Genomic DNA, 25484 nt, shown 5'->3' on the forward strand with positions numbered 1-25484 from the left:
GCCTCGCCGCCCGGCCGGGCGGCTGCCCGCGGCGCACGGGAGAGGCCACGGCCGGGCTCAGGAGTAGCGGCCGTACGCCTTCGCCTCGGCAGTACGGCCGCGCCGCGCCGCCGCTCGCTACCGGGCGGCCGCCGACTCCAGCAGTTCCACCGTCACATCCGCCGGGAACCCGGTCGTCGGCCCGACCCTCCGGGCGAATTCCGTGACGCCCTTGAGCTGCGCGGGCCCGAAGCGGAAGTCCAGCGTGGTGAAGTAGCGCTCCAGGACCGGTTCGTCGAAGGTCTCCCAGCGGGCCGCCTGCTCGGCGACCTTGGCGACCTCCTCCAGCGACACATCACGCGAGGCGAGAAACGCCTCGTGCACCTTCTGCACCACGGCCGGCTCGCGCTCCAGATACTCGCGCCGGGTCGCCCAGACGGCGAAGACGAACGGCAGGCCCGTCCAGTCCTTCCACATCTGGCCGAGGTCGTGCACCTCCAGGCCCAGCCGCGGCCCGTCGTGCAGATTGGCGCGCAGCGCGGCATCGCCGATCAGCACCGCCGCGTCCGCCTCCTGCATCATCAGACCGAGGTCCGGCGGGCAGGTGTAGTAGTCGGGCCGCACCCCGATCTTCTCGGCGAGCAGCAGCTGGGCCAGCCGTACGGACGTCCGCGAGGTCGAGCCGAGCGCGACCCGGGCACCGTCCAGCTGGTCCAGCGGCTTCTGCGAGACGATCACGCAGGACATCACCGGGCCGTCACAGCCGACGGCGAGGTCGGGGAAGGCGACGAGGTCGTCGGCGGCCCGCAGGAATTCCACGAGCGTGATCGGCGCGATATCGAGATCCCCGCGGACCAGCTGCTCACTGAGCTTCTCCGGCGTGTCCTTGGTGAGATCCAGATCGAGCAGGGTGCCCGTACGGGCCAGGCCCCAGTAAAGGGGCAGGCAGTTCAGGAACTGGATGTGGCCCACTCGCGGCCGGCTGCGACGGCGTCCGGCGCCGGCGCCCGCGGGTGCGTCTCCGAAGGTTGAATTGTCCACATGCGGAGGCTAGACCTGTCTCCCCAGTGGCAGCGCGGCGGGTCGCCGTATGGACGTTAGTGCGGTCGGTTAAACGTGATCTTTGGCTCTTCCGCCTCAGGAGCAGCACATGCTACGCTCAGCGCAAGTTGCAGTTTGGTTTCCCTTGCAGTACAGAGCCTGCGGAGCATGTGACCCCGCAGGCTCTTGTAGTTTCAGACTTCTTTGCAGGTTCTGGAGCAGGGCAACCCTTTGGCCCAAGGAGGGCTTATGGCTACCGGAACCGTCAAGTGGTTCAACGCTGAAAAGGGCTTCGGCTTCATCGCCCAGGACGGCGGCGGCCCGGATGTCTTCGTCCACTACTCGGCGATCAACGCCTCTGGTTTCCGCTCCCTGGAGGAGAACCAGCAGGTGAACTTCGACGTCACGCAGGGCCCGAAGGGTCCGCAGGCGGAGAACGTCACGCCGGTCTAAGTTGCCCGGCCCGGAATTTCTTCCAGGTCGCCCCTAAGCAGTACCCAAGGAGCCTCGCTCCGCCACTTCGGTGGCGAGCGGGGCTCCTGCCTTTTCGCCGCCGACACGCGCACTGCCACGAATGGCGGACACCTGAATTCCGGCCATCCGGCGCATGACACACCCGAATGTCGCACGCATTAGGGAATTCTTCCGCGAATGACCGCGGATTCGCAGGCCACCTCGCCCCCGGCCGGACGAACCGCAGGGGAAGGAATGCCCGGATACCCGGATTACCCCTGCCGAGCGTCCCGCCCGTCCCGCCCGCCCCACGCACCCCCCGGCGGCGCCGGCGCAACTCCGTACCGAAGCGATCACGGAAAGTGGTCACATCGGAACATGACCCGGCATACCGTGGGCAGAATGAGCGAGCACTTGCCCCCGCAGAAGCCCTGCCCCGACTGCGCCGGCAGAGGCACCGTGGACTGGGAGACGCCGACCGGCGACCGCGTCACCACACAGTGCTCCGGTTGTGGCGGCACCGGAACCGTCCTGGCATAGAGGAGGCAGAGGCGACATGGCGGCCTCCAGTAGGAACGGTAAGCCGGTCGGCCTGGACGAGCAGTACGTCGGCAAGCTCCCGTGCTCGACCTGCGGGATACGGTCGATGAAACTGCCCGGCCAGCAGGGCGGGTTGTGCATCCCCTGCTACGCCGACGAATGCGCGATCGCCGGGCGGCGCGCGGCGACGGCCGGATCCTGGGTCGCCGCGAGTTTCGTGGGCGACCCGTGTCTGGCCTGCGGGTCGCGGTCCGTCGACGCCAACGGCTGGGCGTTCTGGTGCAACACCTGCGATATGCAGACGGCCGTGGCCCTGCCGCCGCGCTGAGAAGACCCGGACAACTCACCCCGAAGCAGCCGCCGTTGACCGGCCCCTGGGGGTGCGCCGCGCCGACGGCCACCGGTCCGGCCGGTGGAAGTCAGCCAGATGTCGTGGCGCGGCATCGCACGTCAGACCCCGTGCCACCTCCCCCACAGAGGTGACACGGGGTTCCAGTTTGACGCGCCGAGGGCTTTTGCTCCAGACCGGGGGTCATCTGCTTTCGTAAAGGGCCGCTATGTCTTTGGCGAAATCGCGGACCACGGCGGCCCGGCGGAGTTTCAGGGACGGGGTGAGGTGCCCGGATTCCTCGGTGAAGTCCACCGGGAGGACCGCGAAGCGGCGGATGGACTCGGCGCGGGAGACCAGTTCGTTGGCGTCGTCGACAGCGCGCTGGATGTCGGCCAGCAGGCGCTCGTCGCGGACCAGGCGCTCGGGCGGCAGGTCCTGCTTCTTGTTCATCTGGCGCCAGTGCGCGAGCCCGTCCGGCTCCAGGGTGATCAGGGCCGTGATGTAGGGCCGGTTGTCGCCGATGACCAGGCACTGGCCTACGAGAGGGTGCGAGCGGAGGCGGTCCTCCAGGGGGGCCGGGGCGACGTTCTTGCCGCCCGTCGTCACGATGAGCTCCTTCTTGCGGCCGGTGATCGTGAGGTAGCCGTCCGGGTCGAGAGCCCCGAGGTCGCCGGTCGCCAGCCAGCCCTGATCGGTGACCGGGCGGGCCGCGCCGAGGGCCGCGTCCCAGTAGCCGGAGAAGACGTGCTCGCCGTGGATCAGGATCTCGCCGTCGTCGGCGATGCGGACGGCGGTGCCGGGGAGCGGCCAGCCGACCGTGCCGATACGGGGCCGGAGGGGCGGGGTGACGGTGGTGGCGGCGGTGGTCTCCGTCAGGCCGTAGCCCTCGAAGATCTCGATGCCGGCGCCGGTGTAGAACGCGGCGAGGCGGCGGCCGAGGGGTGAGCCGCCGCAGAGGACGTGGCGAACCTTGCCGCCGAGGGCGGCGCGGATACGGCGGTAGACGAGGGGGTCATAGAGCTTGCGGGCGGCTTTGAGGGCGACGCCGGGGCCGGCGCCCGTCCCGTGCTCCTTGGCCTCGATGGCCTCGCCGTAGGAGCGGGCGATACGGGCCGCGCGGTCGAAGGAGGAGCTGCGCCCCATCTTCTCCGCGGTGGCACGGCCGGTGTTGTAGACCTTCTCCAGGACGTACGGGATGGCGAGGAGGAAGGTCGGCCGGAAGCCCGCCAGGTCGGCCAGCAGGTCGTCGGTCCGGATGCTGGGGGCGTGGCCGAGGCGGACCCGGGCGCGCAGACAGCCGACCGCGACCATCCGGCCGAAGACGTGCGAGAGGGGCAGGAAGAGGAGGGTGGCGGCAGGCTCCTCGCTGACCGACTTGAAGACGGGGTGGAGGAGCTCGACGGCGTTGTCGACCTCGGCGAAGAAGTTGGCGTGGGTGAGGGCGCAGCCCTTGGGGCGGCCGGTGGTGCCGGAGGTGTAGATGAGGGTGGCGAGGGCGTACGGGCCGGTGGCTGCGCGGCACTGGTCGACCGCCTCGTCCGGTATGTCGCGGCCCGCCGCAACGAGTTGGGAGACGGCGCCGGTGTCGAACTGCCAGAGGTGGTCCAGGACGGGGAGCTCGGCGCGGAGGCCGCTGATCAGACGGGCCTCGTCGACGCCCTCCACGACGCAGGCGCGGGCGCCGGAGTCGTGCAGGATCCACTGCGCCTGGTGGGCGGAGGACGTGGGGTAGAGGGGGACGGTGACCAGGCCGGCCGCCCATGCGGCGAAGTCGACGAGGGTCCACTCGTAGGTCGTACGCGCCATGATCGCGAGCCGGTCACCGGGGCGGAGGCCGGACGCGAGCAGGCCCTTGGCGACGGCGCGCACCTCTGCGGCGAACTCCGCGGCGCTGATGTCGCGCCAGATTCCGCTCGGCTGCTTACGGGCGAGCACGACGTCGCCGGGGGCCTCGTGGGCGTTGACGAAGGGGAGGTCCCCGAGCGAGCCGCTGCGTACGGGCGGGGCCAGCGGGGGGACGTAGACCTCGCGGACCGTGCCGTCGACCAGGGTTTTCTGCGGCTCGGTGAGGGTGGGGGTGACGGTGGAGGCGGTGAGTGATCCGGTGGGTGCACTTTCCTGGTGGGACACGAGCGGCTCCTCGTTTTCCTGTGCGGGTTGCCGGTGGCTGGCCGCCGGTTCGCCTTCGGCTGGTGGGTGGCGGGTCGGAGGGGACGCCCGGTACCCCGTCCTCGGCGCGGGCGACGCGGGTCCCAGAGGTAAGGCACCCCGGCGTTCGCTCCGGTCCTGCGGGCGGGGCACCGGACATCCCCTCCGACCACCGTCCGTACGCGGCCGACCCGCCATACCGATGACCGTTACGGCGGCCATGCGCTGCACCCCGTTGGCAGGGACCTGGTCCGGCCACCCGCACAGTTTGGGCGCGGGCGGAGGTGGGTGGTGACGGGCGGTGTCACCGGCCGGCAGTCGGCAACGGGGGACGGTCGGAGGGGATGTACCGGGGCCCGCCCGCAGGACCGGAGCAAACACCGGGGTGCTCAATCGCACGTAGCCGCGTCGCCCGCGCCGTGGGGGCACCTCCCGGCCGGAGGCTGGGGGAGGGTTCCGGTGCGTCCCCTCCGACCCCCGCGGCAACCACAGACCCCGCAACGGCGCCAGCCCCCACACAGCCGCACCAAGGGCAGTTGATGGATCGGCCGCGCCACCGAAGCGCGCCCAGCCACACCCCACCCGCAGACAACCAACGACGCGCAGCGCCAACGGCCCCCTCGCCGCGTCGAACTACCGCACGTCTTCGCGGCGTCGACCTCGTCGGGCGCGAACACCGGCTGGCACGGGAGGGGTTGGGACGGCACGGCGAAGGCAAGGGCGGGCGGCGGGGAACGGCTCGCTCGCAGTGGGGGGAACCCGTGGCACGCATCCTCGACCCAGCTCCTGACCCAGCAGTAACCTTACTTCGAGGTAAATTTATGCGAGGACCGGGAGTTGGCCAATACCCCGCACGACCTTCGTTCCGTCATTTACGGAGCCGCCCCGGCCCCGGAGAACCGGGACCGGGGCGGCAAGCGGCGCGTAGGTCGTGTCAGCGCCCGGCGCAGGAGCGGCCCTCGTGGTCGACGAGGCCGCCCGGCGCCCAGCGTTCTCCGCCCATGAGCTGATTGAGGCCCGTCCAGGCCAAGTTCATCATCGTGGCCGCCGTGTCCTTCGCCGACGGATGCTCGTGCTCGCCCGAAGCCCCTTCATCCGTACGGACATTGGCCCACTCGGCGAGTGACTCGGCTGCGCCGACCAGGGCATGGGCGAGCCCCGCGACCTCCCGTTCGGCCAGTTCGCCGACGCAACCCGCCTCCTTTGCGGCTGCACCGAGCAACTCCGTGACGAATGCGACGATTTCCGCCCGCAGCGCGGCCACTTCGCGCGCGAACGGCTCACCGTGCGTCCGCGCCTGCTGGTGGAGTACGGCCCAGCCGTACGGATGCTCGGCGGTGTGCGCGAAGAAGCCCTTCAGACCGCTGCACAGCTGCCGGTCGGCCGTTCCCCCTGGCTCCACGGCCGCCGTCACGGCCGCCACCAGCGCCTCCGACTCCCGCCGGATCACCGTACTGAACAGGTCTTCCTTCGAATTCAGGTAGAGATAGACCAGCGGCTTCGAGACCCCGGCCACTTCGGCGATCTCATCCATCGAGGCCGCCCGATAGCCACGCCGTGCGAACGTCAGCACCGCGGCGTCCAGCATCTGCTGCTCCCGGACCGCGCGCGGCACCCGCTTGCTCTTCACAGCTCCCACCCTGAATGTCCCTCCATCCCGCCCCTTTACTGCAAAGTAAGTTTACGATCTTCGCCTCCAGACCTCCCTCCCTTGACACGTTCCCGCCACAGCGAGACGATACGTCTCGTCGTGCTAGCGCGGCGCGTGCTGCGCTACGCGGCGCAGCGCAGCACGGACGTGATACCCGTGCGCCCACTCCCCCTGGAGGACAGCCCCATGCAGCAGTTCATCGACGCCGCCCCCGGCGTCCGCCTGTGGACCGAGCAGCGCGGCGCCGCCGACGCGGCCCCCTTGCTGCTGATCATGGGTGCCCAGGCGACCGGCGTCGGCTGGCCGGAGCCACTGGTCGACGCGCTTGCCGAGCACCACCGGGTCATCCGTTACGACCACCGCGACACCGGCCGTTCCACCTGGCCCTTCGAGGAGCAGCCGTACCGGATCGCCGACCTCGCCGAGGACGCGATCGCGGTACTGGACGGGCTGGGAGTCGGCCGGGCGCATGTCGTCGGCATGTCATTGGGCGGCATGCTGGCCCAGATGGTGCTCGCCGACCACCCCGACCGACTGCTCAGCGCCACTCTCATCGGCACCAGCGCCCTCAGCAGCACCCCGTACACCCGCCCCGACGGCAGCACGGTGCCGGTCGACGAGCTGCCGGGCATCGCGCCCGAGGTCCTGGAGCTATGGGCCCGTCCGGTCGAGGATCATGGCCCGTCGGCCGAGGTGGAGCGCCGGATCGAACACTGGCGGGTACTCGCCGGTGACCAACTTCCCTTCGACACCGAGTATTTCCGCGCTCTTGAGCACCGCGTCATCGAGCACGCGGGGCATCACCGGACCAGCACCGCGCACGGCCGTGCGGAGCACGAGGGCATGCTCCGCACGGACCGCCTCGCCGCGAACGAGGTGCCGACGCTCGTGGTCTGCGCGCCCGCCGAACCGGTCTTCCCGCCGCCGCACCCCCAGCACCTCGCGCAGTGTGTCCGCGGCGCATCCGTCGTCGAGATCCCGGGGATGGGGCATGCGCTGCCGCCCGCCGTACTGGAGCCGCTCGCCACGGCGATCCTGGGCCATACGGGAGCGGCGGCGGACTGAGGCCGAGCCCGGGGCCGGGGAAGCCGCGGATGGCCGGCACCGGCGCCGCAGCCGTGTCCTCGCTGCTGATGGTCTCGGCGTCCGCCGCAGCTGCCGCACGCACACCTCCGCGGCACGGCAGCGAGCACCGCCGGCATGACGGATGAGCCGGAGAACCACGCGCACAGCCTGCACTTGAGCCTTCCGGCCGCGAGGATCACGGACGCCTGGTGACGGAGCTGATGGCGGGGCCGATGACGGGGCTGATGGCGGAGCACGGCCCGGCCGCCTGGCAGGCACGGCCATCCGGGTGAGCTCCCGTCAAGGACGTTGCCAAGCCGTCACTCCGATGGGTTACTTGAGGCAAACCGGTGGGCTGCCCATCCCTCCCCGGGGGATGAGCAGCCCATGCCTGTGTGGCCACCTGCCAGGAGGGTGCGCCTCCGGCGTGAGGGCCGCGATGCCCGGTGCCGCACAGGGCCGGGCGAAGATCAAGGGCAGCCCCCTTCATCGCGAAGAGAGGGCTCCTCATGAGCACAACCATTCAGCCGTGGGTGACGCCGCGGATTCCTGCCGCACTCGCCCAGGGCACCCCGCCGGGCGGGCTTCCCACAGCCGCGACCGTGGCACACGGTGCCCAGGGGGTCTCGGCGCTCCAGCCGTCGCTCACTCTTCTCCTGGCGACCCTCACCATCCCCGTCGGCACGACCCCGGTCGGGGTGGCGGCGGCGCCCAACGGCAACCTCTACGTCATCAACTTCGGTTCGGCCAATGTGTCGGTGATCAACAGTGCCACCAACACCGTCATCGCCACCGTGCCCACCGGCAACAGCCCGTCTTCTGTGGCGGTGGCGCCCAACGGCAACGTCTATGTCGCCAACCAGAGTTCGGCCAATGTGACGGTGATCAACAGCACCACCAACACCGTCATCACCACCGTGCCCACCGGCAACAACCCGTTCGCGGTGGCGGTGGCACCCAATGGCAACGTCTACGTCACCAACGTCGCTTCGGCCAATGTGACAGTGATCAACAGCACCACCAACACCGTCATCACCACCGTGCCCACCGGCGCCGGTCCGGACGCGGTGGCGGTGGCACCCAATGGCAACGTCTACGTCACCAACCAGGGTTCGAACAGCGTGACGGTGATCAACAGCGCCACCAACACCGTCATCGCCACGGTCCCTGTCGGCACCAGCCCGCAGTCGGTGGCAGTGGCCCCCAACGGCAACGTCTACGTCGGCAACACCAATTCGAACAACGTGACGGTGATCAACAGCGGCACCAACACCGTCACCGCCACGGTGCCCGTCGGCGCCAACCCGTTCAAGGTGGCGGTGGCACCCAACGGCAACGTCTACGTCGCCAACTTCGCTTCGGCCAACGTGACGGTGATCAACAGCGCCACCAACACCGTCATCGCCACCGTGCCCACCGGCAACATCCCCATCGCGGTGGCGGTCGCGCCCAACGGCAACGTCTTCGTCGCCAACGCGGGCTCGAACACTGTGTCGGTGATCAACAGCGCCACCAACACCGTCACCGACACAGTCCCTGTCGGCACCGACCCGGAAGCGCTGACGGTCGCGCCCAGCGGCAACGTCTACGTCACCAACACCGGCTCGAACACTGTCAGCGTCATCCTGCTTGCCCCCACGGTGACCTCGATCAGCCCGGCGCAGGGACCGGCCACGGGTGGCACAGTGGTGACGATCACCGGCACGAATCTGTCCGGTGCCACGGTGACGTTCAACGGCAATGCGGCAACCAACCTGTTCTACAACGCCGCGGGTACGCAGATCATCGCGACCACCCCGGCCGGCGTTCCCGGCCCGGCGACCGTGGTGGTGACCACCTCGGTCGGCGCCGTCACCCTGCCCGGCGCATTCACCTATGCCGCCGCCCCCACCACATCCGGCATCACCCCCACCCAAGGGCCGGTCGCCGGCGGCACGATGGTCACCATCACCGGCACCGACCTGACCGGCGCCACCGTCACCCTCTGCGGCCGCCCGGCCTCCAACGTCATCGTCAACCCCGCCGGCACCCAGATCACCGCCATCACCCCGCCCGGAACCCCCGGCACCTGCCCCGTGGTCGTCACCACCCCGAGCGGCGCCAGCACCGTGCCGGGCGGCTTCACCTACCTCGCCATCCCGGTGCTGACCTGCATCACCCCCGGACAGGGTCCCGCGGCCGGCGGCACCGTGGTCACGATCACCGGCACCGGGCTGACCGGTGCCACCGTCACCTTCAACGGCGTCCCCGCCACCGCGGTCTCCGTCAACCCCGCCGGCACCCAGATCACTGCCACCACCCCGCCCGGCAGCCCCGGCACCGCCGCCGTCACCATCACCACCCCCGGCGGCACCGCCACCCTGGCCTGCTGCTTCACCTACCAAGCCGTGGTCACCCCGCACGCCACCAGCCTCACCGCCACCCCCGCCCTCATCCAGCTCTTCCCCCTCCAACTCCACTTCCCGTTCCTGACCGCCACGCTGACCGACACGGTCACCGGACTGCCCGTCCCCGGCCAGATCATCACCTTCAGCACCGGCGGACACTTCCTGGGCACCGCCATCACCGACGCCAACGGCACCGCAACCCTCGTCGAGATCCTCAGCCTCCCGCTGATCATCCTCAACGGCGGTTACGACGCCACCTTCGCCGGTACCCCCACCCTCCAACCCTCCACCGCCCACGCCCCCTTCATCGCCCTCTGACCCTGCCCCCGCCGCCCCGTCTGCGCAGAGCCCACACCACCCACAGCCGGGGTCAACGGCCATGGGCCCGCCGTGAGAGAAGGACCGGCCGGCACGGCACACCGGTCTCCTCCACCGTGCACGAAGAACGCGATCCGTGTTCCTGGCCGCCCACATCGGGCGACCATGCACACGGATCGCGTTCGCACACCCTCCCCGAGGGCGCAGCCAAAGGACGAGCTCAGGTCATGCGGCGGCCGTCACGGAGATCTTCGCCTCCGCGTCATCCGCAGCGGCCGTGTTCAGGCTGATGCTCTCGGCGCTGTTGTACGCGTCGCGGTCCAGGATCTTCTCCCGGGCGGAGACCAGGATCGGGATGACTGCCTGGCCGGCGACGTTCGTAACTGCACACTGAGTATGTACGTTTCTCAGTGCAGAGCCGAACTGGGCTTGATGCGCTTTGACGGACATCTGAGATCAGGGGTTCTGCCCCGGGAGGATGTCCATCATGGAGAGCATGGGGAAGAAGAAGCCTCGGCCTCGCCGTTCGTTCACGTCGGAGTTCAAGGCCGAGATCGTCGAGCTGTGCCGGCGTGGTGACCGCTCGGTCGGTCAGGTCGCCAAGGACTTCGACCTGACCGAGACCGCGGTGCGGCTGTGGGTCAGCCAGGCCGAGGTCGACGCGGGCGAGCGCGATGGGCTGACCAGCAGCGAACGTGAGGAGTTGGCCGCGCTGCGGCGGGAGAACCGCCGGTTGCGGGAGGACGTGGAGGTCCTCAAGCGGGCGACGGCTTTCTTCGCGAAGGAGACCCGGTGACGGTGCACCCGTTCATCGAGGCGGAGAAGCGAGACGGTCACAACGTCAAGCGCGCGTGTGAACTGCTGCAGGTCTCCCGAGCCGCCTTCTACGCCCGCCGCAGTGGCAGGACCGGTCCGCGGGCGGTCCGCGATGCCGAGCTGACCGAGAAGATCGCCGAAGTTCACGAGCGGTCCCGCGGGACCTACGGAGCCCCGCGAGTCCACGCCGCCCTGCAACGACAGGGCGAGGACTGCGGCCGACGCCGCATCGCCAGACTGATGCGCAACGCCGGGCTGCAGGGCCGGCACCGCAGACGACGGCAGCTGACGACGATCCCCGACCCGCGGGCCACGTCCCGGCCCGACCTCGTCGTCCGGGACTTCGCCCCCGACCCGGACGGCGTCGACACACGCTGGTGCGGTGACATCACCTACGTTGCCACCGAGGAGGGCTGGCTCTATCTGGCCACCGTCATCGACATCGCCTCCCGCCGCGTCGTCGGCTGGTCCACCGCCGACCACCTGCGGACCGAACTGGTCGCGGACGCTCTCACATCCGCCTGCCGCCAGCGTCGTCCCACCCGGCCAGTGATCTTCCACTCGGATCGTGGATGTCAGTACACGAGTCAGCAATTCGCCACCCTGGCAACGGAGTTCGGCGTCCGCCTGTCCGTCGGCCGCACCGGGCAGTGCTGGGACAACGCGCTCGCCGAGTCGTTCTTCGCCACCATCAAGCGGGAGTTGCTCGACACGGGTTCCTGGCCCAGCCGGGCCACCGCCCGCACTGCGATCTTCGACTTCATCGAGGGCTGGTACAACTTGCAGCGACTACACAGCAGCCTCGGCTACCGCAGTCCCGCCGAATACGAGACCGCACTCGCAGCCTGACCACCACACCGATGGTGTCCGTCAAAGCGGAACAAGCTCAGCAACCTGAGCCATCAGGCGAACTACCTCGGCAACCACGCCCAGGCGATTCAACTTGCCCGCGCCGCCGTCGAGGGAGCCAAGGGCCGAGCCACCCCACGCGCGATGGCGAACTACGCAGCGATGGAGGCCCGTGCCTACGCGAACACGGGCGACACCACCGGCGCCGGCCGAGCCATGAACGAGGCAGAACACCACTTCGAGCGAGCCGACACAGGCGAAGACCCGGAATGGCTCGGCTACTTCGACTCAGCAGAACTCATGGGCGAACTCTGCCACTGCTTCCGCGACCTGAAGATGCGCCGCGAGTCGATCGAGGCCGCACAACGAGCAGTCGACGACACCGACCCGAAGTACGCCCGCACCCTAGGGTTCTGCCGGATGGTCCTCGCCCAAAGCCAGCTTCTGAACGGCGAGCTGGAAGCCGCCGTGGAGACCGCAAGCCTCGCGGTCGACAGCGGGGACACGCTCCAGTCGTCCCGCTTCCAGCGCTACGTCACCGATTTCCAGCAGGAGGTCGGCATCCACGTAGGGAACCCCTCCGTGGCCGCCTTCGACGACCAGGTACGTGACGCCCTTGCCCGCCTGGACGACGAGTAGCAGCTACCGGGGGCGCCAGTCCCGAGGGCCGTCGTCATTCCGGAGGCCGGCGATGCGCCGTCGGTACTCGGCCGCGGTGACTTCGTCCTCCTGCACGTTCTGCATGAGCCACGTCGTCATGCCGAACTCCTGGAGGCCGCGGAGCGTCTCGTACCCGTGCCAGTCGTACAGGTCCCGCCCGTATGCGCTCACGAAGCCGGCGTACTGCTCATCGGTCTGCCACCCAAGGCTGTGGTGTTCCACGGCCGTGACCATCAGATCCCACTCCGGGTGATCGAAGCAGAAGGCTTCGAAGTCGATCAGGATCACTTGCCCTTGATCGTCCACCATGAGGTTCTGCACGTGGGCATCACCGTGAACGGGCCCCTTGGGTGTCTCGAACCTCAAGTCGTTGAACTTGTCCCGCAGCTCCCGCCACCGCTTCCGCAAGAAGAGCTTGTCATCCTGCGGGATCACGGCGCGGTCCAGGCGCAGTTCCTGCTTGTCGAAGGGATTGAACGACGGCAGTTCAAGGCCCTCCGGGACGGACAGGGTGTGAAGGTCGCGCAGAATGCCGCCCAACTCCCCATACGTAGCCTTCCGGTCACCCTCAACGATCAGGTGCCAGAAGGTCACGGGGTGGCCGTCTATCAGGAACGGTTGCTCCAGACCCTCGACGATGCGAGCAGCAGGGAACCCTTCACCCGTCAGCCACCGCGAAACGGCCACCTCCGTACGGGCCTTGGGCATCCACTCTTCTCCACGGGCCACGCGCACGATCACCGGCGCCGACGCCAGCCGAAACAGTCCGTTCTCCCCAAAGCGGATCAGCTCCGCCCCTCTGTCATCGAGCCCCGCAGCCCGGCACGCGGCAGCCATCACCCTCGCCGCCCCGCCGACGTGAACCCCTCTTCCGAACCCCGAGCAGCGTCAACCGCCATGCCCGAACCAGCTCCCCTAGTCGCGCGCGATCAACCGGCACACGCTATGGCGACCAACCCACGCGCGCCGGACACGACCACGACCGTACCGAGCGGAGCCCGCTTTGAACGAGCGGATTGAGTGGATCAAGCCTCTCTTAGAGCGGATGCGGCTCCAGCCGACCAGCAGGTAGGCCGAAGCCGCCGCGACCCACTCAACCTCTGAGTGGATAGCTGAGGCGACCTAGCCCTCAAGGACGCGTTAAGAAAACGTACGAATCGAGTTACGTTGATAGCTGAGGCCAAATTAAGCGGCTAATGCTCCGGATACTGCACGGGCAGCCCTAAGGGGTAACCGAGTCACCACTTATCAGCCAACCTGCGGCACCCATATCGGATCACCATTGGGACGCATGTACGATCAAAAGTTCTGCGCGGACAACACGGGGCGCCCGCAGGGAGAGCATCGACATGAAGGGGGATCATGTAGTGGACTGGGGAACCGCACCCACCCCTCCCAATACGGGGGGAACCGGAGTTGCTCAGATCAAAAATCCGGCGAAACTACGTCAGGCCGGAAACAACTCTTTGGAACTCGCAGGTGAGCTGCACACCAAGGGGCGTGGCGCCAAGGATGAGACCGTGCACGCGGCCGCAGCTTTCAAAAGCGCTTCATGGGACGGAAGTCTAGGCAAGTCCCTGGGCCAGACGGCAGATATCTGGGACGATCAGGTTGCGCGACTCGTCGGGACATTACGCGGCATACACGCCAAGTGCACCAATACTGCCGACAATTATGAGCGGACGGAGGGCGAGAACGCGGAGAAATTCAAGTCCACGCCCAAGTCCACGCCCTTCGGATGAGGTGACAGTGCATGGTGACGTATGAGCAGCTCTATCACCTCGATCTGAGCAGGCTGGAGAGTGCCATCGAGGCATGGGACACCCAGGCCCGCCACCTCGACGCTCTGGACGACGCATTCACGCAGGATGTCTCGAAGACATTTAGTCAGGCCGGTTGGAACAGTCTCGACCTCACCTCGGCGGTGGCAGCTAGCCAGATCGAGGACGCAGACAAGGAGATCACGGATGCGGTCACTGAGGCGAAAGGCATCCGTGACATCTTACGCGACGCCCACGGCAGGCTGAAAAAGAACAAAGCGGACCTCCATAAACTCGCCGATGTAGAGGCGCCGGACCGGGGTTTGGTGATCAGCGGCACTGGCCATGTCGAGGCCCGCAATGACACCACTCAGGACCTCCCAAACCAAGACGACCCCGACAACGAAGAGATACGTGCCCTACAGAAGAAAAAGATCGAAGCGTTCAGCCTAAGGATCCAGGAGATCCTCGCCGACGCAGAAGAAACGGACAACTTTGCCTCCCAGGCCCTCCATAGCAACACTGCCGGCAAGCCAGCAGAGGGCTTCAAGGGCAAGGTGTACACCTCAATTAGCTCTTACAAGAAGGCTTTCCAAAAGGGTGACCGCGTCGGCACGCACACGCTGGGAGCTAAGCCCTGGGGCAGTGACACCATCAAGCCGGTGGCAGAATTCCTCAGCTATAAGTCGTGGATCAATGCTGGAGATTCCGCATTACACGGCAGGTTCGGGGAAGCATGGAATTACTTCGTGGGTGGCACCCCGCCGAACGCTGTCGCGGGGATGGCCAAAACTGCAGGCGGGAAGCTCGGCGCGGGTGGCGAATCTGTCGTCAACAAGATCGGCAGCGGGATCATCAAGGGTGCAGGGAAGATTTTCGGTGTACCTGTCGCTATTGCCGCAACGTTTGTCGACTACGCTTACACCCCCGAGAGCGATTCGAAGAAGCTGGAACAGCAGAGTCGGAACGTAGGCCCTGATAAGTTCAACCCATTGTACGGAGAGGGGAAATCTCGTGGAGGAAGCGGACCGATCGCCTAGATCTCAACGTAGGAGGTTCGCTCCACTGTGGGTCTTGAACGAGGCGCTTGGTTCATTCCTGAACCTCAGGTCCTTCCATCTGATCGTCCTTGGCGGGATCGCAACGTTTGCGGGTATCGGCGGATTCATATTGGGCCTTGCGGAGGCTCGCGGCCTAACGAGCGCCCTCATCAGCCTGGCGATTGGTGCCGTCGGGACGTGTCTGGTGTCCGTTTGCATTCTTGAGCATTCGAAGAAGTGAGCCCCTTCTGCCCCAGCGATGAGTGAAAAGCAAACGGCCCGGACCTCGACAGGTACCGGCGGCACGGTGACATGCCGTATACGTCTGCGCCCCGACCTCAAGGAGATCGGGGCGCAGTTGGAAGGCAAGCTCAGGCTATGCAGCGGCCGGCACGGAGACCTTCTCCTCCGCGTCACCAGCAGTAGCCGCGTTCAGGCTGATGCTCTTCGTGCTGTTGTACGCGTCGCGGTCGAGGATTCCCTCCCGCGCAGCCACGAGCAACGTGCATACAGCTTGACCGGCCACGTTGGTGGCGGTGCGCATCATGTCCAGGATCGGGTCGATGGCCATCAGCAGGCCGACGCCCTCCAGGGGGAGGCCCAGGGTGGAGAGGGTCAGCGTCAGCATGACCGTGGCGCCGGTCAGGCCGGCGGTGGCGGCGGAGCCGATGACGGAGACGAAGGCGATCAGGAGGTAGTCGCCGATGCTCAGCTGGACGTCGAAGATCTGGGCGATGAAGATCGCGGCGATCGCCGGGTAGATCGAGGCGCAGCCGTCCATCTTGGTCGTCGAGCCGAACGGCACCGCGAAGGAGGCGTACTCACGCGGCACGCCGAGGCGCTGGGTGACCTGCTGGGTGACCGGCATGGTGCCGACCGAGGAGCGGGAGACGAAGGCCAGCTGGATGGCGGGCCAGGCGCCGCGGAAGAACTGGAGCGGGTTGACCTTGGCGACGGTCGACAGCAGCAGCGGGTAGACGCCGAAGAGGACGAGCGCGCAGCCGATGTAGATGTCGACGGTGAAGGTCGCGTACTTGCCGATGAGGTTCCAGCCGTACGTCGCGATGGCGTTGCCGATGAGGCCGACGGTGCCGAGCGGGGCGAGGCGGATGACCCACCACAGGGCCTTCTGGAGCAGCTCCAGCACCGAGCGGCTGATCGCGAGGACCGGCTCGGCCTTCTCGCCGAGCTGGAGCGCCGCGATACCGGCGACGGCGGCCATGAAGACGATCTGGAGGACGTTCAGCTCGGTGAACGGCGTGATGATGTCGGTGGGGACGATGCCGGTCAGGAAGTCGATCCAGGAGCCCGCGTGGTCGGGGAGCTTGCCGTCCTTGGGGGTCAGGCCGGTGCCCGCGCCGGGGTTGCTGAGCAGGCCGATGACCAGGCCGATCGCGACGGCGATCAGCGAGGTGACCATGAACCACAGCAGGGTGCGGGAGGCCAGCCGGGCGGCGTTGTTGACCTGCCGCAGGTTGGTGATCGACACCAGGATCGCGAAGAAGACCAGCGGCGCCACGGCCAGCTTCAGCAGCTGGACGAAGAGGTCGCCGATGTGCTGGAGGGTGGTGGTGAGCCAGCCGACGTCACCGCTCTTGGCGACCCAGCCGAGCAGCACGCCCAGGGCGAGGCCGGTCAGGATCTGCACCCAGAACGGGATCTTCGGTATGCGGGAGGACGTGGGGCGCTGCGGCGCCGGTGCGGACTCGGAAGTCTCGGCGGACGGGGACAAGGGACACACTCCGGGGACAGGTCAGGCGTCAGGGACGGCGAAAAGAAGCGCCAGGAACTCGAGCGGCTGCGGAGCAGCAGCGTTGCGGGCCTCTCCCGCCCGGAGGGGTGGGGAGAAGGATCTCCGGCCGCTGGAGGAGAGAGGTCAGCGGCGGCAACAGGCCGCGGACATACAGCGGCAGAGATCGACATGCAGGCGCGCCACGAGCGGAGTGCTCATGGGGGACGGAGGCGCGGCTGCTGTCTTCATGCCACGAACGTTAACACTTGAACTTTGAGGAACCCAAAGAAAATCTTTGGGTTCCCGGGGCGGCCCGCGCACCGGACCCGCCGTCAGAAACGCGACAGGCGCCCGGCCGTGGAACGAAGTCCACGGCGACGGGCGCCTGTCGCGACGAAGCGGCTGTGAGGCGTGTTACATGACGGGTCCTGCGGCCCCGGTGGGGCGGCCTTACTTCAGGCCGTCCTCCTGGCCGACGCTGGCCGCGAAGCGCGCACGCCGGCGGTCGACCCTGGGGGCGATCTGCTCGGCCATCGCGTCCCGCTGCTTGCGCAGCAGCACGAAGCTGAGCGGCGCGGAGATCACGACGGCGAGCAGCAGCAGCCAGAAGATGTTGGAGGCGCCGAGCCCGAGCGGGATCACGTGGACGTACGCCAGCACCCACACCACGGCGAACGAGGCGACGAAGAGGCCGATGCGAAGGGCGGTGTAGCGGAGCGTGGCGAACTTGTGGCTACTCACGGATGGGACCTTCTCCTCAACGGCAACCTAAAGGGTCTGCATCCAGTCAAGCACAGCGCTTCGGGCGATCTTCGCGGCCCCCGCCGCAGCCGGCCCCCGCCACAGCCGGTCACCGGCGCGGCCCGCCCCTCGCGGCGCCCCGGCCTTCCCTCAGCCCAGATCCAGCCACATGGTGATGTCGTCGCGGTAGTCGCCGTCGGCCACCCGGATCGCGCCGGGCACCCGGCCGACCTCCTGGTAGCCGCAGGCCTCGTAGAAGGGGCGGGCGCCGGAGCCGCCGCGGCAGGTGAGGCGGAGTGCGGTGATCCCCTCGACGGAGCGGGCGGCGTCGGCGACCGCCGACATCAGCCGGCGGCCGGCGCCCTGCCCCTGGAGGGCGGGGTGGACCATGACGGTGTAGACCCACAGCCAGTGCTTCATCAGGCGGTGGGTGTTGGTGGTGAGGAACGCCGTGGCCAGCACCCGGCCGTCCGCGTCCCGCCCGGCCACCAGGCGCTGGCGGCCCTCGGCCATGGCCGTCAGATGCTTGCGCAGCTCCGGGCGGACGTCCTCGCGGGTCACCGGCGGGACGAACCCGACGGCGCCCCCGGCGTTGGAGACCTCGGCCCACAACGCGCATATCCCGTCATGGAGTTCGGGGGTGACAGAAGGGTCCAGGTCGAAACGCACGTTCATGACCCGGACCCTAACGCTCCCCTCGGACGGTGCTCCCGAGCAGGTCAGACGCGCATCGCCTGCGGGGATTCGCGGCGGTCCGGGTCCGGGCCCGGGTACTCGCGGATGGCCTCGTAGCGGGTGTTGCGCTCGACGGGGCGGAAGCCGGCGTCGCGGATCAGCTCCAGCAGGTCCTCACGGGTCAGCTTGTTCGGCGTGCCGTAGTTGTCCGCGTCGTGCGTGATCTTGTACTCGACGACCGAGCCGTCCATGTCGTCCGCGCCGTGCTGAAGGGCGAGCTGGGTGGTCTGCAGACCGTGCATCACCCAGAAGCACTTGACGTGCGGGACGTTGTCGAAGAGGAGGCGGGAGACCGCGAAGGTCTTCAGGGCCTCGGCGCCGGTCGCCATCGTCGTCCGGGCCTGGAGCTTGTTGCGGACCTTGCCGTCCTGCATGTCGACGAAGTCGTGCTGGTAGCGCAGCGGGATGAAGACCTGGAAGCCGCCGGTCTCGTCCTGGAGCTCACGCAGCCGCAGCACGTGGTCGACGCGGTGGCGGTGCTCCTCGATGTGCCCGTAGAGCATCGTCGAGGGGGTCTTGAGGCCCTTTTCGTGGGCGAGGCGGTGGATGCGCGACCAGTCTTCCCAGTGGGTGCGGTGGTCGACGATGTGCTGCCGGATCTCCCAGTCGAAGATCTCGGCGCCGCCGCCGGTCAGCGACTCCAGGCCGGCGTCGATCAGCTCGTCGAGGATCTCGGAGGCGGAGAGCCCGGAGATGGTCTCGAAGTGGTGGATCTCGGTGGCGGTGAAGGCCTTCAGAGAGACGTTCGGCAGGGCCTTCTTCAGCTCGCTGAGCGAGCGGGGGTAGTAGCGCCACGGCAGGTTGGGGTGCAGTCCGTTGACGATGTGCAGCTCGGTGAGGTTGTCGTTCTCCATCGCCTTGGCGAGGCGGACGGCCTCCTCGATGCGCATCGTGTACGCGTCCTTCTCGCCCGGCTTGCGCTGGAAGGAGCAGTAGGCGCACGACGCGGTGCACACATTCGTCATGTTGAGGTGACGGTTGACGTTGAAGTGGACGACGTCGCCGTTCTTGCGGGTACGCACCTCATGGGCGAGGCCGCCCAGCCAGGCCAGGTCGTCGGACTCGTAGAGGGCGATACCGTCCTCGCGGGTCAGCCGCTCCCCGGCGTGGACCTTCGCCTCCAGCTCGCGCTTGAGGCCCACATCCATCGACGCAGCCATCCGGTCGCCTCCCAGTCTCTGCCGTATCGGTGCCGTTCCGGTGCCCTTGCGGAGCCGGAAACGGGCTTCACCGAGCGTACTCCCCCGTAAGAGAGGCGGACGGAGCCCCCTGGCGCGCCCGTCCGCCCCGGTGGGTACCGGTGGCGCCCGGTGGCCTATTCGGCCTCTTCGGGCAGCTGGCCGACGCGGTTCTCCCACTTGGTGGAGAGCACGATCGTGGTGCGCGTACGGGAGACGCCCTTGGTGCCGGACAGCCGCCGGATGGTGCGCTCCAGGCCGTCCACGTCGCCCACCCGCACCTTGAGCATGTACGAGTCGTCGCCGGCGATGAACCAGCAGTCCTCGATCTCTTCGAGGTCGCGCAGCCGCTGTGCGACGTCCTCGTGGTCGGTGGCGTCCGACAGCGAGATGCCCACCAGCGCCGTGACGCCGAGGCCGAGCGAGGCGGCGTCGACCGTCGCGCGGTAGCCGGTGATCACACCGGCCGCCTCCAGGCGGTTGATCCGGTCCGTGACGCTGGGCCCGGAGAGGCCGACGAGCCGGCCGAGCTCCGCATACGAGGCCCGGCCGTTCTCGCGAAGTGCCTGGATGAGCTGCCTATCCACCGCGTCCATGCCCTCAAGCCTTCCAATCTTTACGCATTTTCGGGTTCTGCCTGTAGAATCTAAGGCACGCAGGGCCTTAGCCCTGTAAATCTTTCAGAGACGATCTCACAGGAGTTGTCACCGTGTACTCGATCGAGATGGCCTACGCCCGCATGCGCGAGCTTCAGGACCAGGCCAATCGTTCACGTGCCCACCGCTCCGCGGCACCGCGGACCCGGCGCCTCTTCGGCCGCGCCGCAGCGAAGAAGCGCTAAGGAGCCTCCGGGGCCTCCTCCACTGCTTTGGAGCCGCCCCGCAGCTCCCCTTCCCAGCGCCGGTACAGCCCGTGCGGCACCTCGGCCGCATCGAGCACCCGGCCCGCGACGAAGTCCACCAGATCCTGGATGTGCGTCGCGCCCGCATAGAACGCCGGTGAGGCGGGCAGCACCACGGCGCCCGCCTCGTCCAGCGTCACCAGATGCTTCAGCGTCGGCCCGTTCAACGGGGTCTCGCGCACCGCGACCACCAGCCGCCGCCGCTCCTTGAGCGTCACGCTCGCCACCCGCTGGAGCAGATCCTTCGAGAGCCCGAGCGCCACCCCGGCCACACACGCCGTGCTCGCCGGGACGATCAGCATCCCCTTCACCGGATACGAGCCCGACGAGGGCCCGGCCGCCAGATCACCGGCCGGCCAGTACCGCACCTCCGCCAGGTCCTCTTCCGTCACCGGAAACGTCCCCGGTTTGCCATCCGCTCCCCGCGCCAGCCATTCCCGCAGGTCAGCGCGCCAGTGAGCGTCCCGGAAGGCGATCCCCGTCTCGTCCAGGAGGGTCAGCCGCGACGCCCGGCTGACGATCAGATCCACCGCCTCCCCGGCGGCGAGCAGCCCGCGCAGCACGGACGCGGCATACGGCGTCCCGGACGCGCCGGAGATCCCCACGACCCACGGACGGCGGCGGCCGGGGCCCTGCTTACTGGTGTCGTTGTGCGGCGGCTCCACGCATCGAGCCTATCCGGCGGAACCATGGACCCCCTCACGGCCGTTCCTACCTGTGCGCCCCTCGCGGACCTCCGCCGGGGACCGCCCCACCGGGGGACGAGAAGGGACGGCCGGAGATGACCTCACGCGCGAAGCCCGCGATCTGCCTGATGCTGGGCTGGGTGGCCCTGCTCTGGCTGCTGGAGGGCGTCGACTTCGTCACCGGCGGCGCGCTGGACACCTTCGGTATCACCCCGCGCGAGCCCGCCGAGCTGGCCGATGTCGTACCCGCCGCCTTCCTGCACTTCGGCTTCGGGCATCTCGTGGCGAACACCCTGCCGTTGCTGCTGCTCGGCCTGGTCGCCGCGCTGCGCAGCGGGGTGCGCCGCTTCCTCGCCGTCGCCGCGCTGATCATCCTCACCAGCGGACTGGGCGTCTGGTTCACGGCCGCGCCGGACAGCAACACCGCGGGCGCCTCCGGAGTCGTCTTCGGGCTCTTCGGCTATCTCCTGGTGCGCGGCTTCATCGAGCGCAAACTCCTCGACATCGGCATCGGCCTGGTGGTGGGCGTGCTCTACGGCTCGATCCTGTGGGGCGCGCTGCCGACCGACAGCGGCATCAGCTGGCAGGGGCATCTCTTCGGGCTGATAGGCGGGGTGCTCGCGGCCTTCGCCTTCCGGGAGCGCGCTCCCGGCGCCCTGCCCGCCGCCGATGTCCGCCCCCTCGCATAGCCTCGATCCCCACGGGAGTCGCGGGGGCCGGACGAACGGCCGCGCGCGTGCCGCACCGCGCCTGAGGCGCCACGCACCAACCACGGGGGAGCACAGCATGTCCGACTACCACCAGCCCGGATACGGTCCACCGGCCGGCGGACCACAGCAGCCGTACGGGACACCCCAGCAGGGCGGGCCCGGCACGCCGCAGCCCGGCGGTTACGGCTACCCCGGCGGCTACGGCACCCCGCAGCCCGGCTACGGCTCCCGGCCGCCCGCCGCTTCGTCGGGCCCCGCGATGTGGTCCCACCTCGGCGCGCTGCTGACCATCACCGCGGGCACGATGATGTGCTGCGGCCTGGGCGCCTTCCTCGGCTGGATCTTCCCGCTGTCCCTGCGCGGCAACGACCGCAACCAGCACGACCCCTACATCCGCCACCACGCCACCCAGGCCGTGAACTATGGCATCACCCAGGCCATCATGGCGGCCTTCGGCCTGATGCTGTACGTCGCCAGCGCCCTCACCTTCGCCGCGGTCGCCACGGAAGAACAGCGCAACAGCTCCGGCCTCGCGGTCCCCCTGATCACCGTGATCGCCATCTTCGGCGCCTACGCCCTGTCCGGCGTCATCTGCGCCGTCATGGCCACGGTCAAGGCAACCCGCGGCGAACTGTGGACCTACCCCCGCCTGATCGCCTGGCCCCTGAGCAAGGGCTGAGCGACCGTCAAAAGGGCTGAGCGCGAGAAGAACTGAGCACTACCGGAAACGGCTGAGCAACCGTCAACCCCTGACACACCGCAAGGAACTGATTACTCTACGTAATCGTTGCCGGATAAGAGGGAGGCAGCAGGCACGGCGGGGCAGGGCAGGGGCGCAGCTCGTACGGCCGGGGGCGGCCGCAAGCCGCCCCCACCCCTCAAACAGTCAGCCCCCGCACCACCAGATCCAGCAGCGCACAGACGAACAGCGCGATCCCGATGAAGCCATTGACCTGGAAGAACGCCCGGTTCAGGCGGGTCAGGTCATGGGGCTTGACGATCGTGTGCTCGTAGAGGAACGCCGCCGCCACGATCACCAGGCCGAGCCAGAGGAACGGCCCCGCGCCGGTGGCCACGACGTACCAGGCGAAGAGGCCCGTCGTGACGAGGTGGCAGCCGCGGGCGCCCCAGATCGCGGCCGGGATGCCGAAGCGGGCCGGGACCGACTTCACGCCGATCTCGCGGTCCGTCTCCACGTCCTGGCAGGCGTAGATCAGGTCGAAGCCGCCGATCCAGATGCCGACCGCGAGGCCGAGGATCGCGGCCTCCCATGACCAGGCCCCGGTGATCGCGAGCCAGGCGCCGACCGGGCCCATCGCCTGGGCGAGGCCGAGGATCGCCTGCGGGAAGTTGGTGAAGCGCTTGCCGTACGGATAGACCACCATCGGCACCACGGCGAGGGGTGCCAGCGCCAGGCACAGGGGGTTCAGCAGGGCGGCGGCGCCCAGGAAGACGACGAGCGCGATCAGCGCGCCGGTCCAGGCGGACTTCACCGAGACCGCGCCGGTGACCAGTTCCCGTTGCGCGGTGCGCGGGTTACGGGCGTCGATCTCGCGGTCGATGATGCGGTTCGCGGCCATCGCGAAGGTCCGCAGGCCGACCATGGCGACGGTGACGAGGAGCAGGCGGCCCCACTGGATGTGCCGGTCCGCCTGGTACATCGCGGTCAGCGAGGCGATGTAGGCGAAGGGCAGCGCGAAGACCGAGTGCTCGATCATCACCAGGCGCAGGAAGGCCTTGGTGCGGCCCGGCTGCGGGACGGCTGCGGATGCGCTGCTCACGAGAGGCCGTACTCCTTCCAGCGGCGGTCGACCAGCGCCGCCGTCCGCGGGTCGGACTCGACCATCTCCGGCCAGCCCCCGTCCCTCGTATAGCCCTCCTCGGGCCACTTCTTCGTCGCGTCGATGCCCGCCTTGCCACCCCAGAACTGCTGGTAGGAGGCGTGGTCGAGATGGTCGACGGGACCTTCGACGACGGTGAGGTCGCGGGCGTAGTCGGTGTTGCCGAGCGCCCGCCACGACACCTCGTGGAGGTTGTGCACATCGCAGTCCGCGTCCACGACCACGATCAGCTTGGTCAGCGACATCATGTGCGCGCCCCAGATGGCGTGCATGACCTTCTGTGCGTGCTTGGGGTACTTCTTGTCGATCGAGACGATCGCGCAGTTGTGGAAGCCGCCGGACTCGGGGAGGTGGTAGTCCACGATGTCCGGGACGATGATCTTGAGGAGCGGGAGGAAGAAGCGTTCGGTCGCGCGGCCGAGCGGTCCGTCCTCCGTCGGCGGGCGGCCGACCACGATCGACTGGAGCAGCGGCCGCTTACGCATCGTCACACAGTCGATGGTCAGCGCCGGGAACGGCTCCTGCGGCGTGTAGAAGCCGGTGTGGTCACCGAACGGGCCCTCGGGCAGCATCTCGCCGGGCTCCAGCCAGCCCTCGATGACGACCTCGGCGTTCGCCGGGACCTGGAGCGGGACGGTCTTGCAGTCGACCATCTCGATCCGCTTGCCCTGGAGGAAGCCGGCGAAGAGGTACTCGTCGATGTCGCCGGGCAGCGGCGCGGTCGAGGCGTACGTGACGGCCGGCGGGCAGCCGAAAGCGATGGCGACGGGCAGCTTCTCGCCGCGCTTGGCCGCCACCTGGTAGTGGTTGCGGCTGTCCTTGTGGATCTGCCAGTGCATGCCGATGGTGCGCTTGTCGTGGCGCTGGAGGCGGTAGAGGCCGAGGTTGCGCACCCCGCTCTCGGGGTGCTTGGTGTGCGTCAGCCCCAGGTTGAAGAAGGAGCCGCCGTCCTCGGGCCAGGTGAACAGCGCCGGGAGCTGGTCCAGATCGACGTCGTCGCCCCGGAGCACGACCTCCTGGACGGGCGCTTCCTTGACCTTCTTCGGCGGGACGTGCGTCATGCCGGCGAGCTTGCCGAACGCCTCGCGCACGCCGACGAACCCGTGCGGCAGCTCCGGCTTGAGCAGGCCGCCGATCTTGCCGCTGATGTCCTCGTACGCCTTGAGGTCCAGCGCCTTCAGCAGGCGGCGGTCGGTGCCGTAGACGTTCATGGCGAGCGGCATCGCCGAGCCCTTGACGTTCTCGAAGAGCAGCGCCGGGCCGCCGGACTTCTGCACCCGGTCCACGATCTCGCCGACTTCCAGATACGGGTCGACCTCGGCCTTGATGCGCTTGAGGTCGCCTTCCCGCTCAAGCGCGCGCAGGAACGAGCGAAGATCGTCATAAGCCATGCGTTCCAGTATCGGGTACGCACTACCCTGGACGGGTCACCGGGCCCCGGCGAGGGCCCGCCGTCGCGCGCAGGGGGACCGTTCCGCAATGCTCAGGTATCTGCCGTTCCTACTGGTGCTGGCGCTGTGGATCTACGCGTTCATCGACTGCCTCAACACCCCCGAATCGCAGGTGCGCGGACTGCCCAAGGTCGTCTGGGTCCTGATCATCCTGCTCTTCGGCGAGGTACTGGTCGGCCCGGTCGCCTGGCTGGTGGCGGGCAAGCAGCGGCAGCCGGCGGGCGGCGGCAGCACGCCGTCGCAGTGGCACCGCAACCACCGTACGAAGTTCGTCGCGCCGGACGACAACCCCGAGTTCCTCCAGTCCCTCAAGAACGAGAACAAGAAGGACGAGGCGCTGCTGAAGGACTGGGAGGCCGATCTGCGCCGCCGCGAGGAGGAGCTGCGCCGCAAGGAGGCCGGGCCGGGCGAGGCGAACGGCCCGGAGGACACCCCGCCGGCCACGGGCTGAAGCCCGGTGCGCGGCGTACG

At 68.4% G+C, this 25484-nt stretch carries 25 protein-coding genes and 2 pseudogenes; 14 read left to right on the top strand and 13 right to left on the bottom strand.

Annotated features, from left to right (window positions below; all coding sequences use genetic code 11):
• Positions 1 to 117: 117 nt before the first annotated feature.
• On the bottom strand, positions 118 to 1020 hold the full coding sequence (locus tag QT196_RS18030) for a menaquinone biosynthesis protein (protein ID WP_168480037.1): 903 nt from the start codon (positions 1018 to 1020) through the stop codon (positions 118 to 120).
• Between the two features lie 249 nt (positions 1021 to 1269).
• On the opposite strand from QT196_RS18030, the gene QT196_RS18035 reads away from it, so the two are divergent.
• The 3 genes from QT196_RS18035 to QT196_RS18045 all read left to right on the top strand — a co-directional run bounded on the left by QT196_RS18035 (position 1270) and on the right by QT196_RS18045 (position 2341).
• Entirely contained in the window at positions 1270 to 1473 is a 204-nt protein-coding gene (locus QT196_RS18035; protein WP_003984261.1) for a cold-shock protein, read from the top strand.
• 402 nt (positions 1474 to 1875) lie between these two features.
• The gene (locus tag QT196_RS18040; RefSeq protein ID WP_158092640.1) at positions 1876 to 2013 is read left to right on the top strand and encodes a hypothetical protein; all 138 of its coding nucleotides are present in this window, start codon (positions 1876 to 1878) and stop codon (positions 2011 to 2013) included.
• 16 nt (positions 2014 to 2029) lie between these two features.
• Positions 2030 to 2341: a hypothetical protein gene (locus QT196_RS18045; RefSeq protein ID WP_085924387.1), complete on the top strand. Its 312-nt coding sequence runs from the start codon at positions 2030 to 2032 to the stop codon at positions 2339 to 2341.
• A gap of 204 nt (positions 2342 to 2545) precedes the next feature.
• Here QT196_RS18045 and QT196_RS18050 read toward each other — a convergent pair whose 3' ends face one another.
• On the bottom strand, positions 2546 to 4393 hold the full coding sequence (locus tag QT196_RS18050) for an AMP-dependent synthetase/ligase (RefSeq protein WP_290356676.1): 1848 nt from the start codon (positions 4391 to 4393) through the stop codon (positions 2546 to 2548).
• Between the two features lie 1033 nt (positions 4394 to 5426).
• A complete protein-coding gene (locus QT196_RS18055; protein WP_168480040.1) occupies positions 5427 to 6131 on the bottom strand; it encodes a TetR/AcrR family transcriptional regulator in 705 nt (234 codons plus the stop codon).
• 198 nt (positions 6132 to 6329) lie between these two features.
• On the opposite strand from QT196_RS18055, the gene QT196_RS18060 reads away from it, so the two are divergent.
• Together QT196_RS18060 and QT196_RS18065 are read left to right on the top strand one after the other, a co-directional pair.
• The gene (locus QT196_RS18060) at positions 6330 to 7208 is read left to right on the top strand and encodes an alpha/beta hydrolase (RefSeq protein ID WP_168480041.1); all 879 of its coding nucleotides are present in this window, start codon (positions 6330 to 6332) and stop codon (positions 7206 to 7208) included.
• A gap of 509 nt (positions 7209 to 7717) precedes the next feature.
• Positions 7718 to 9913, top strand: coding sequence for an IPT/TIG domain-containing protein (locus QT196_RS18065; protein ID WP_290355245.1), 2196 nt, complete (start codon positions 7718 to 7720; stop codon positions 9911 to 9913).
• A gap of 225 nt (positions 9914 to 10138) precedes the next feature.
• Here QT196_RS18065 and QT196_RS18070 read toward each other — a convergent pair whose 3' ends face one another.
• Positions 10139 to 10363, bottom strand: coding sequence for a hypothetical protein (locus tag QT196_RS18070; protein WP_290355246.1), 225 nt, complete (start codon positions 10361 to 10363; stop codon positions 10139 to 10141).
• Between the two features lie 37 nt (positions 10364 to 10400).
• On the opposite strand from QT196_RS18070, the gene QT196_RS18075 reads away from it, so the two are divergent.
• From QT196_RS18075 to QT196_RS18085, 3 genes and pseudogenes are all read left to right on the top strand, one after another.
• Entirely contained in the window at positions 10401 to 10709 is a 309-nt protein-coding gene (locus QT196_RS18075) for a transposase (protein WP_168477819.1), read from the top strand.
• Positions 10706 to 11578, top strand: a complete 873-nt coding sequence (locus QT196_RS18080) for an IS3 family transposase (protein ID WP_168477820.1) — start codon at positions 10706 to 10708, stop codon at positions 11576 to 11578. Before QT196_RS18075 ends, QT196_RS18080 begins: the two co-directional genes overlap by 4 nt.
• 42 nt (positions 11579 to 11620) lie before the next feature.
• Positions 11621 to 12217 (top strand): annotated as a pseudogene (locus QT196_RS18085) (sporulation protein); the annotation flags it as partial.
• A 3-nt stretch (positions 12218 to 12220) separates the two neighbouring features.
• Here QT196_RS18085 and QT196_RS18090 read toward each other — a convergent pair.
• Positions 12221 to 13137: pseudogene (locus tag QT196_RS18090) on the bottom strand (aminoglycoside phosphotransferase family protein).
• Positions 13138 to 13587: 450 nt separating this feature from the next.
• On the opposite strand from QT196_RS18090, the gene QT196_RS18095 reads away from it, so the two are divergent.
• Together QT196_RS18095 and QT196_RS18100 are read left to right on the top strand one after the other, a co-directional pair.
• Positions 13588 to 13980 (top strand): hypothetical protein, encoded by a 393-nt coding sequence (locus tag QT196_RS18095; RefSeq protein WP_266738253.1) that lies wholly within the window; start codon positions 13588 to 13590, stop codon positions 13978 to 13980.
• Between the two features lie 11 nt (positions 13981 to 13991).
• The gene (locus QT196_RS18100) at positions 13992 to 15038 is read left to right on the top strand and encodes a hypothetical protein (RefSeq protein WP_290355248.1); all 1047 of its coding nucleotides are present in this window, start codon (positions 13992 to 13994) and stop codon (positions 15036 to 15038) included.
• Between the two features lie 376 nt (positions 15039 to 15414).
• On the opposite strand, the gene QT196_RS18105 is transcribed toward QT196_RS18100, so the two are convergent.
• The 5 genes from QT196_RS18105 to QT196_RS18125 all read right to left on the bottom strand — a co-directional run bounded on the left by QT196_RS18105 (position 15415) and on the right by QT196_RS18125 (position 20020).
• Entirely contained in the window at positions 15415 to 16770 is a 1356-nt protein-coding gene (locus QT196_RS18105) for a dicarboxylate/amino acid:cation symporter (protein ID WP_266738249.1), read from the bottom strand.
• 450 nt (positions 16771 to 17220) lie between these two features.
• Positions 17221 to 17511 (bottom strand): DUF4229 domain-containing protein, encoded by a 291-nt coding sequence (locus tag QT196_RS18110; protein ID WP_168480046.1) that lies wholly within the window; start codon positions 17509 to 17511, stop codon positions 17221 to 17223.
• 150 nt (positions 17512 to 17661) lie between these two features.
• Entirely contained in the window at positions 17662 to 18186 is a 525-nt protein-coding gene (locus QT196_RS18115) for a GNAT family N-acetyltransferase (RefSeq protein ID WP_168480052.1), read from the bottom strand.
• Positions 18187 to 18230: 44 nt separating this feature from the next.
• On the bottom strand, positions 18231 to 19394 hold the full coding sequence (gene mqnE / locus QT196_RS18120) for an aminofutalosine synthase MqnE (RefSeq protein ID WP_168483816.1): 1164 nt from the start codon (positions 19392 to 19394) through the stop codon (positions 18231 to 18233).
• A gap of 167 nt (positions 19395 to 19561) precedes the next feature.
• A complete protein-coding gene (locus QT196_RS18125; RefSeq protein WP_042155701.1) occupies positions 19562 to 20020 on the bottom strand; it encodes an Lrp/AsnC family transcriptional regulator in 459 nt (152 codons plus the stop codon).
• A gap of 113 nt (positions 20021 to 20133) precedes the next feature.
• Here QT196_RS18125 and QT196_RS18130 point away from each other — a divergent pair, with 113 nt between their 5' ends.
• On the top strand, positions 20134 to 20265 hold the full coding sequence (locus QT196_RS18130) for a hypothetical protein (protein ID WP_259670458.1): 132 nt from the start codon (positions 20134 to 20136) through the stop codon (positions 20263 to 20265).
• On the opposite strand, the gene QT196_RS18135 is transcribed toward QT196_RS18130, so the two are convergent.
• Complete coding sequence (locus QT196_RS18135; protein WP_168480053.1) at positions 20262 to 20990, bottom strand: UbiX family flavin prenyltransferase; 729 nt, start codon at positions 20988 to 20990, stop codon at positions 20262 to 20264. The two genes, QT196_RS18130 and QT196_RS18135, sit on opposite strands and share 4 nt — an antisense overlap.
• A gap of 116 nt (positions 20991 to 21106) precedes the next feature.
• Between QT196_RS18135 and QT196_RS18140 the strand changes: the two genes are divergently transcribed.
• Positions 21107 to 21700: a rhomboid family intramembrane serine protease gene (locus QT196_RS18140; protein ID WP_168480055.1), complete on the top strand. Its 594-nt coding sequence runs from the start codon at positions 21107 to 21109 to the stop codon at positions 21698 to 21700.
• 97 nt (positions 21701 to 21797) lie between these two features.
• Positions 21798 to 22400: a DUF4870 domain-containing protein gene (locus tag QT196_RS18145; RefSeq protein ID WP_168480057.1), complete on the top strand. Its 603-nt coding sequence runs from the start codon at positions 21798 to 21800 to the stop codon at positions 22398 to 22400.
• Between the two features lie 199 nt (positions 22401 to 22599).
• On the opposite strand, the gene mqnP is transcribed toward QT196_RS18145, so the two are convergent.
• Together mqnP and QT196_RS18155 are read right to left on the bottom strand one after the other, a co-directional pair.
• A complete protein-coding gene (gene mqnP / locus QT196_RS18150; RefSeq protein ID WP_168480059.1) occupies positions 22600 to 23502 on the bottom strand; it encodes a menaquinone biosynthesis prenyltransferase MqnP in 903 nt (300 codons plus the stop codon).
• The gene (locus QT196_RS18155; RefSeq protein ID WP_168480061.1) at positions 23499 to 24953 is read right to left on the bottom strand and encodes a menaquinone biosynthesis decarboxylase; all 1455 of its coding nucleotides are present in this window, start codon (positions 24951 to 24953) and stop codon (positions 23499 to 23501) included. The genes mqnP and QT196_RS18155 overlap by 4 nt, the downstream gene beginning before the upstream one ends.
• Positions 24954 to 25041: 88 nt before the next feature.
• On the opposite strand from QT196_RS18155, the gene QT196_RS18160 reads away from it, so the two are divergent.
• Complete coding sequence (locus tag QT196_RS18160; protein WP_168480063.1) at positions 25042 to 25464, top strand: PLD nuclease N-terminal domain-containing protein; 423 nt, start codon at positions 25042 to 25044, stop codon at positions 25462 to 25464.
• Positions 25465 to 25484 lie beyond the last annotated feature (20 nt).

It is taken from the genome of Streptomyces sp. P9-2B-2, from assembly GCF_030406865.1.
GTDB lineage: Bacteria > Actinomycetota > Actinomycetes > Streptomycetales > Streptomycetaceae > Streptomyces > Streptomyces platensis.

Coding starts and splice junctions, on each gene's coding strand:
- QT196_RS18035 (WP_003984261.1), top strand. CDS start 1,270: ATGGCTACCGGAACCGTCAAGTGGTTCAACGCTGAAAAGGGCTTCGGC.
- QT196_RS18040 (WP_158092640.1), top strand. CDS start 1,876: ATGAGCGAGCACTTGCCCCCGCAGAAGCCCTGCCCCGACTGCGCCGGC.
- QT196_RS18045 (WP_085924387.1), top strand. CDS start 2,030: ATGGCGGCCTCCAGTAGGAACGGTAAGCCGGTCGGCCTGGACGAGCAG.
- QT196_RS18060 (WP_168480041.1), top strand. CDS start 6,330: ATGCAGCAGTTCATCGACGCCGCCCCCGGCGTCCGCCTGTGGACCGAG.
- QT196_RS18065 (WP_290355245.1), top strand. CDS start 7,718: ATGAGCACAACCATTCAGCCGTGGGTGACGCCGCGGATTCCTGCCGCA.
- QT196_RS18070 (WP_290355246.1), bottom strand. CDS start 10,363: ATGTCCGTCAAAGCGCATCAAGCCCAGTTCGGCTCTGCACTGAGAAAC.
- QT196_RS18075 (WP_168477819.1), top strand. CDS start 10,401: ATGGAGAGCATGGGGAAGAAGAAGCCTCGGCCTCGCCGTTCGTTCACG.
- QT196_RS18095 (WP_266738253.1), top strand. CDS start 13,588: ATGAAGGGGGATCATGTAGTGGACTGGGGAACCGCACCCACCCCTCCC.
- QT196_RS18100 (WP_290355248.1), top strand. CDS start 13,992: ATGGTGACGTATGAGCAGCTCTATCACCTCGATCTGAGCAGGCTGGAG.
- QT196_RS18115 (WP_168480052.1), bottom strand. CDS start 18,186: ATGAACGTGCGTTTCGACCTGGACCCTTCTGTCACCCCCGAACTCCAT.
- mqnE (WP_168483816.1), bottom strand. CDS start 19,394: ATGGATGTGGGCCTCAAGCGCGAGCTGGAGGCGAAGGTCCACGCCGGG.
- QT196_RS18125 (WP_042155701.1), bottom strand. CDS start 20,020: ATGGACGCGGTGGATAGGCAGCTCATCCAGGCACTTCGCGAGAACGGC.
- QT196_RS18140 (WP_168480055.1), top strand. CDS start 21,107: ATGACCTCACGCGCGAAGCCCGCGATCTGCCTGATGCTGGGCTGGGTG.
- QT196_RS18145 (WP_168480057.1), top strand. CDS start 21,798: ATGTCCGACTACCACCAGCCCGGATACGGTCCACCGGCCGGCGGACCA.
- QT196_RS18155 (WP_168480061.1), bottom strand. CDS start 24,953: ATGGCTTATGACGATCTTCGCTCGTTCCTGCGCGCGCTTGAGCGGGAA.
- QT196_RS18160 (WP_168480063.1), top strand. CDS start 25,042: ATGCTCAGGTATCTGCCGTTCCTACTGGTGCTGGCGCTGTGGATCTAC.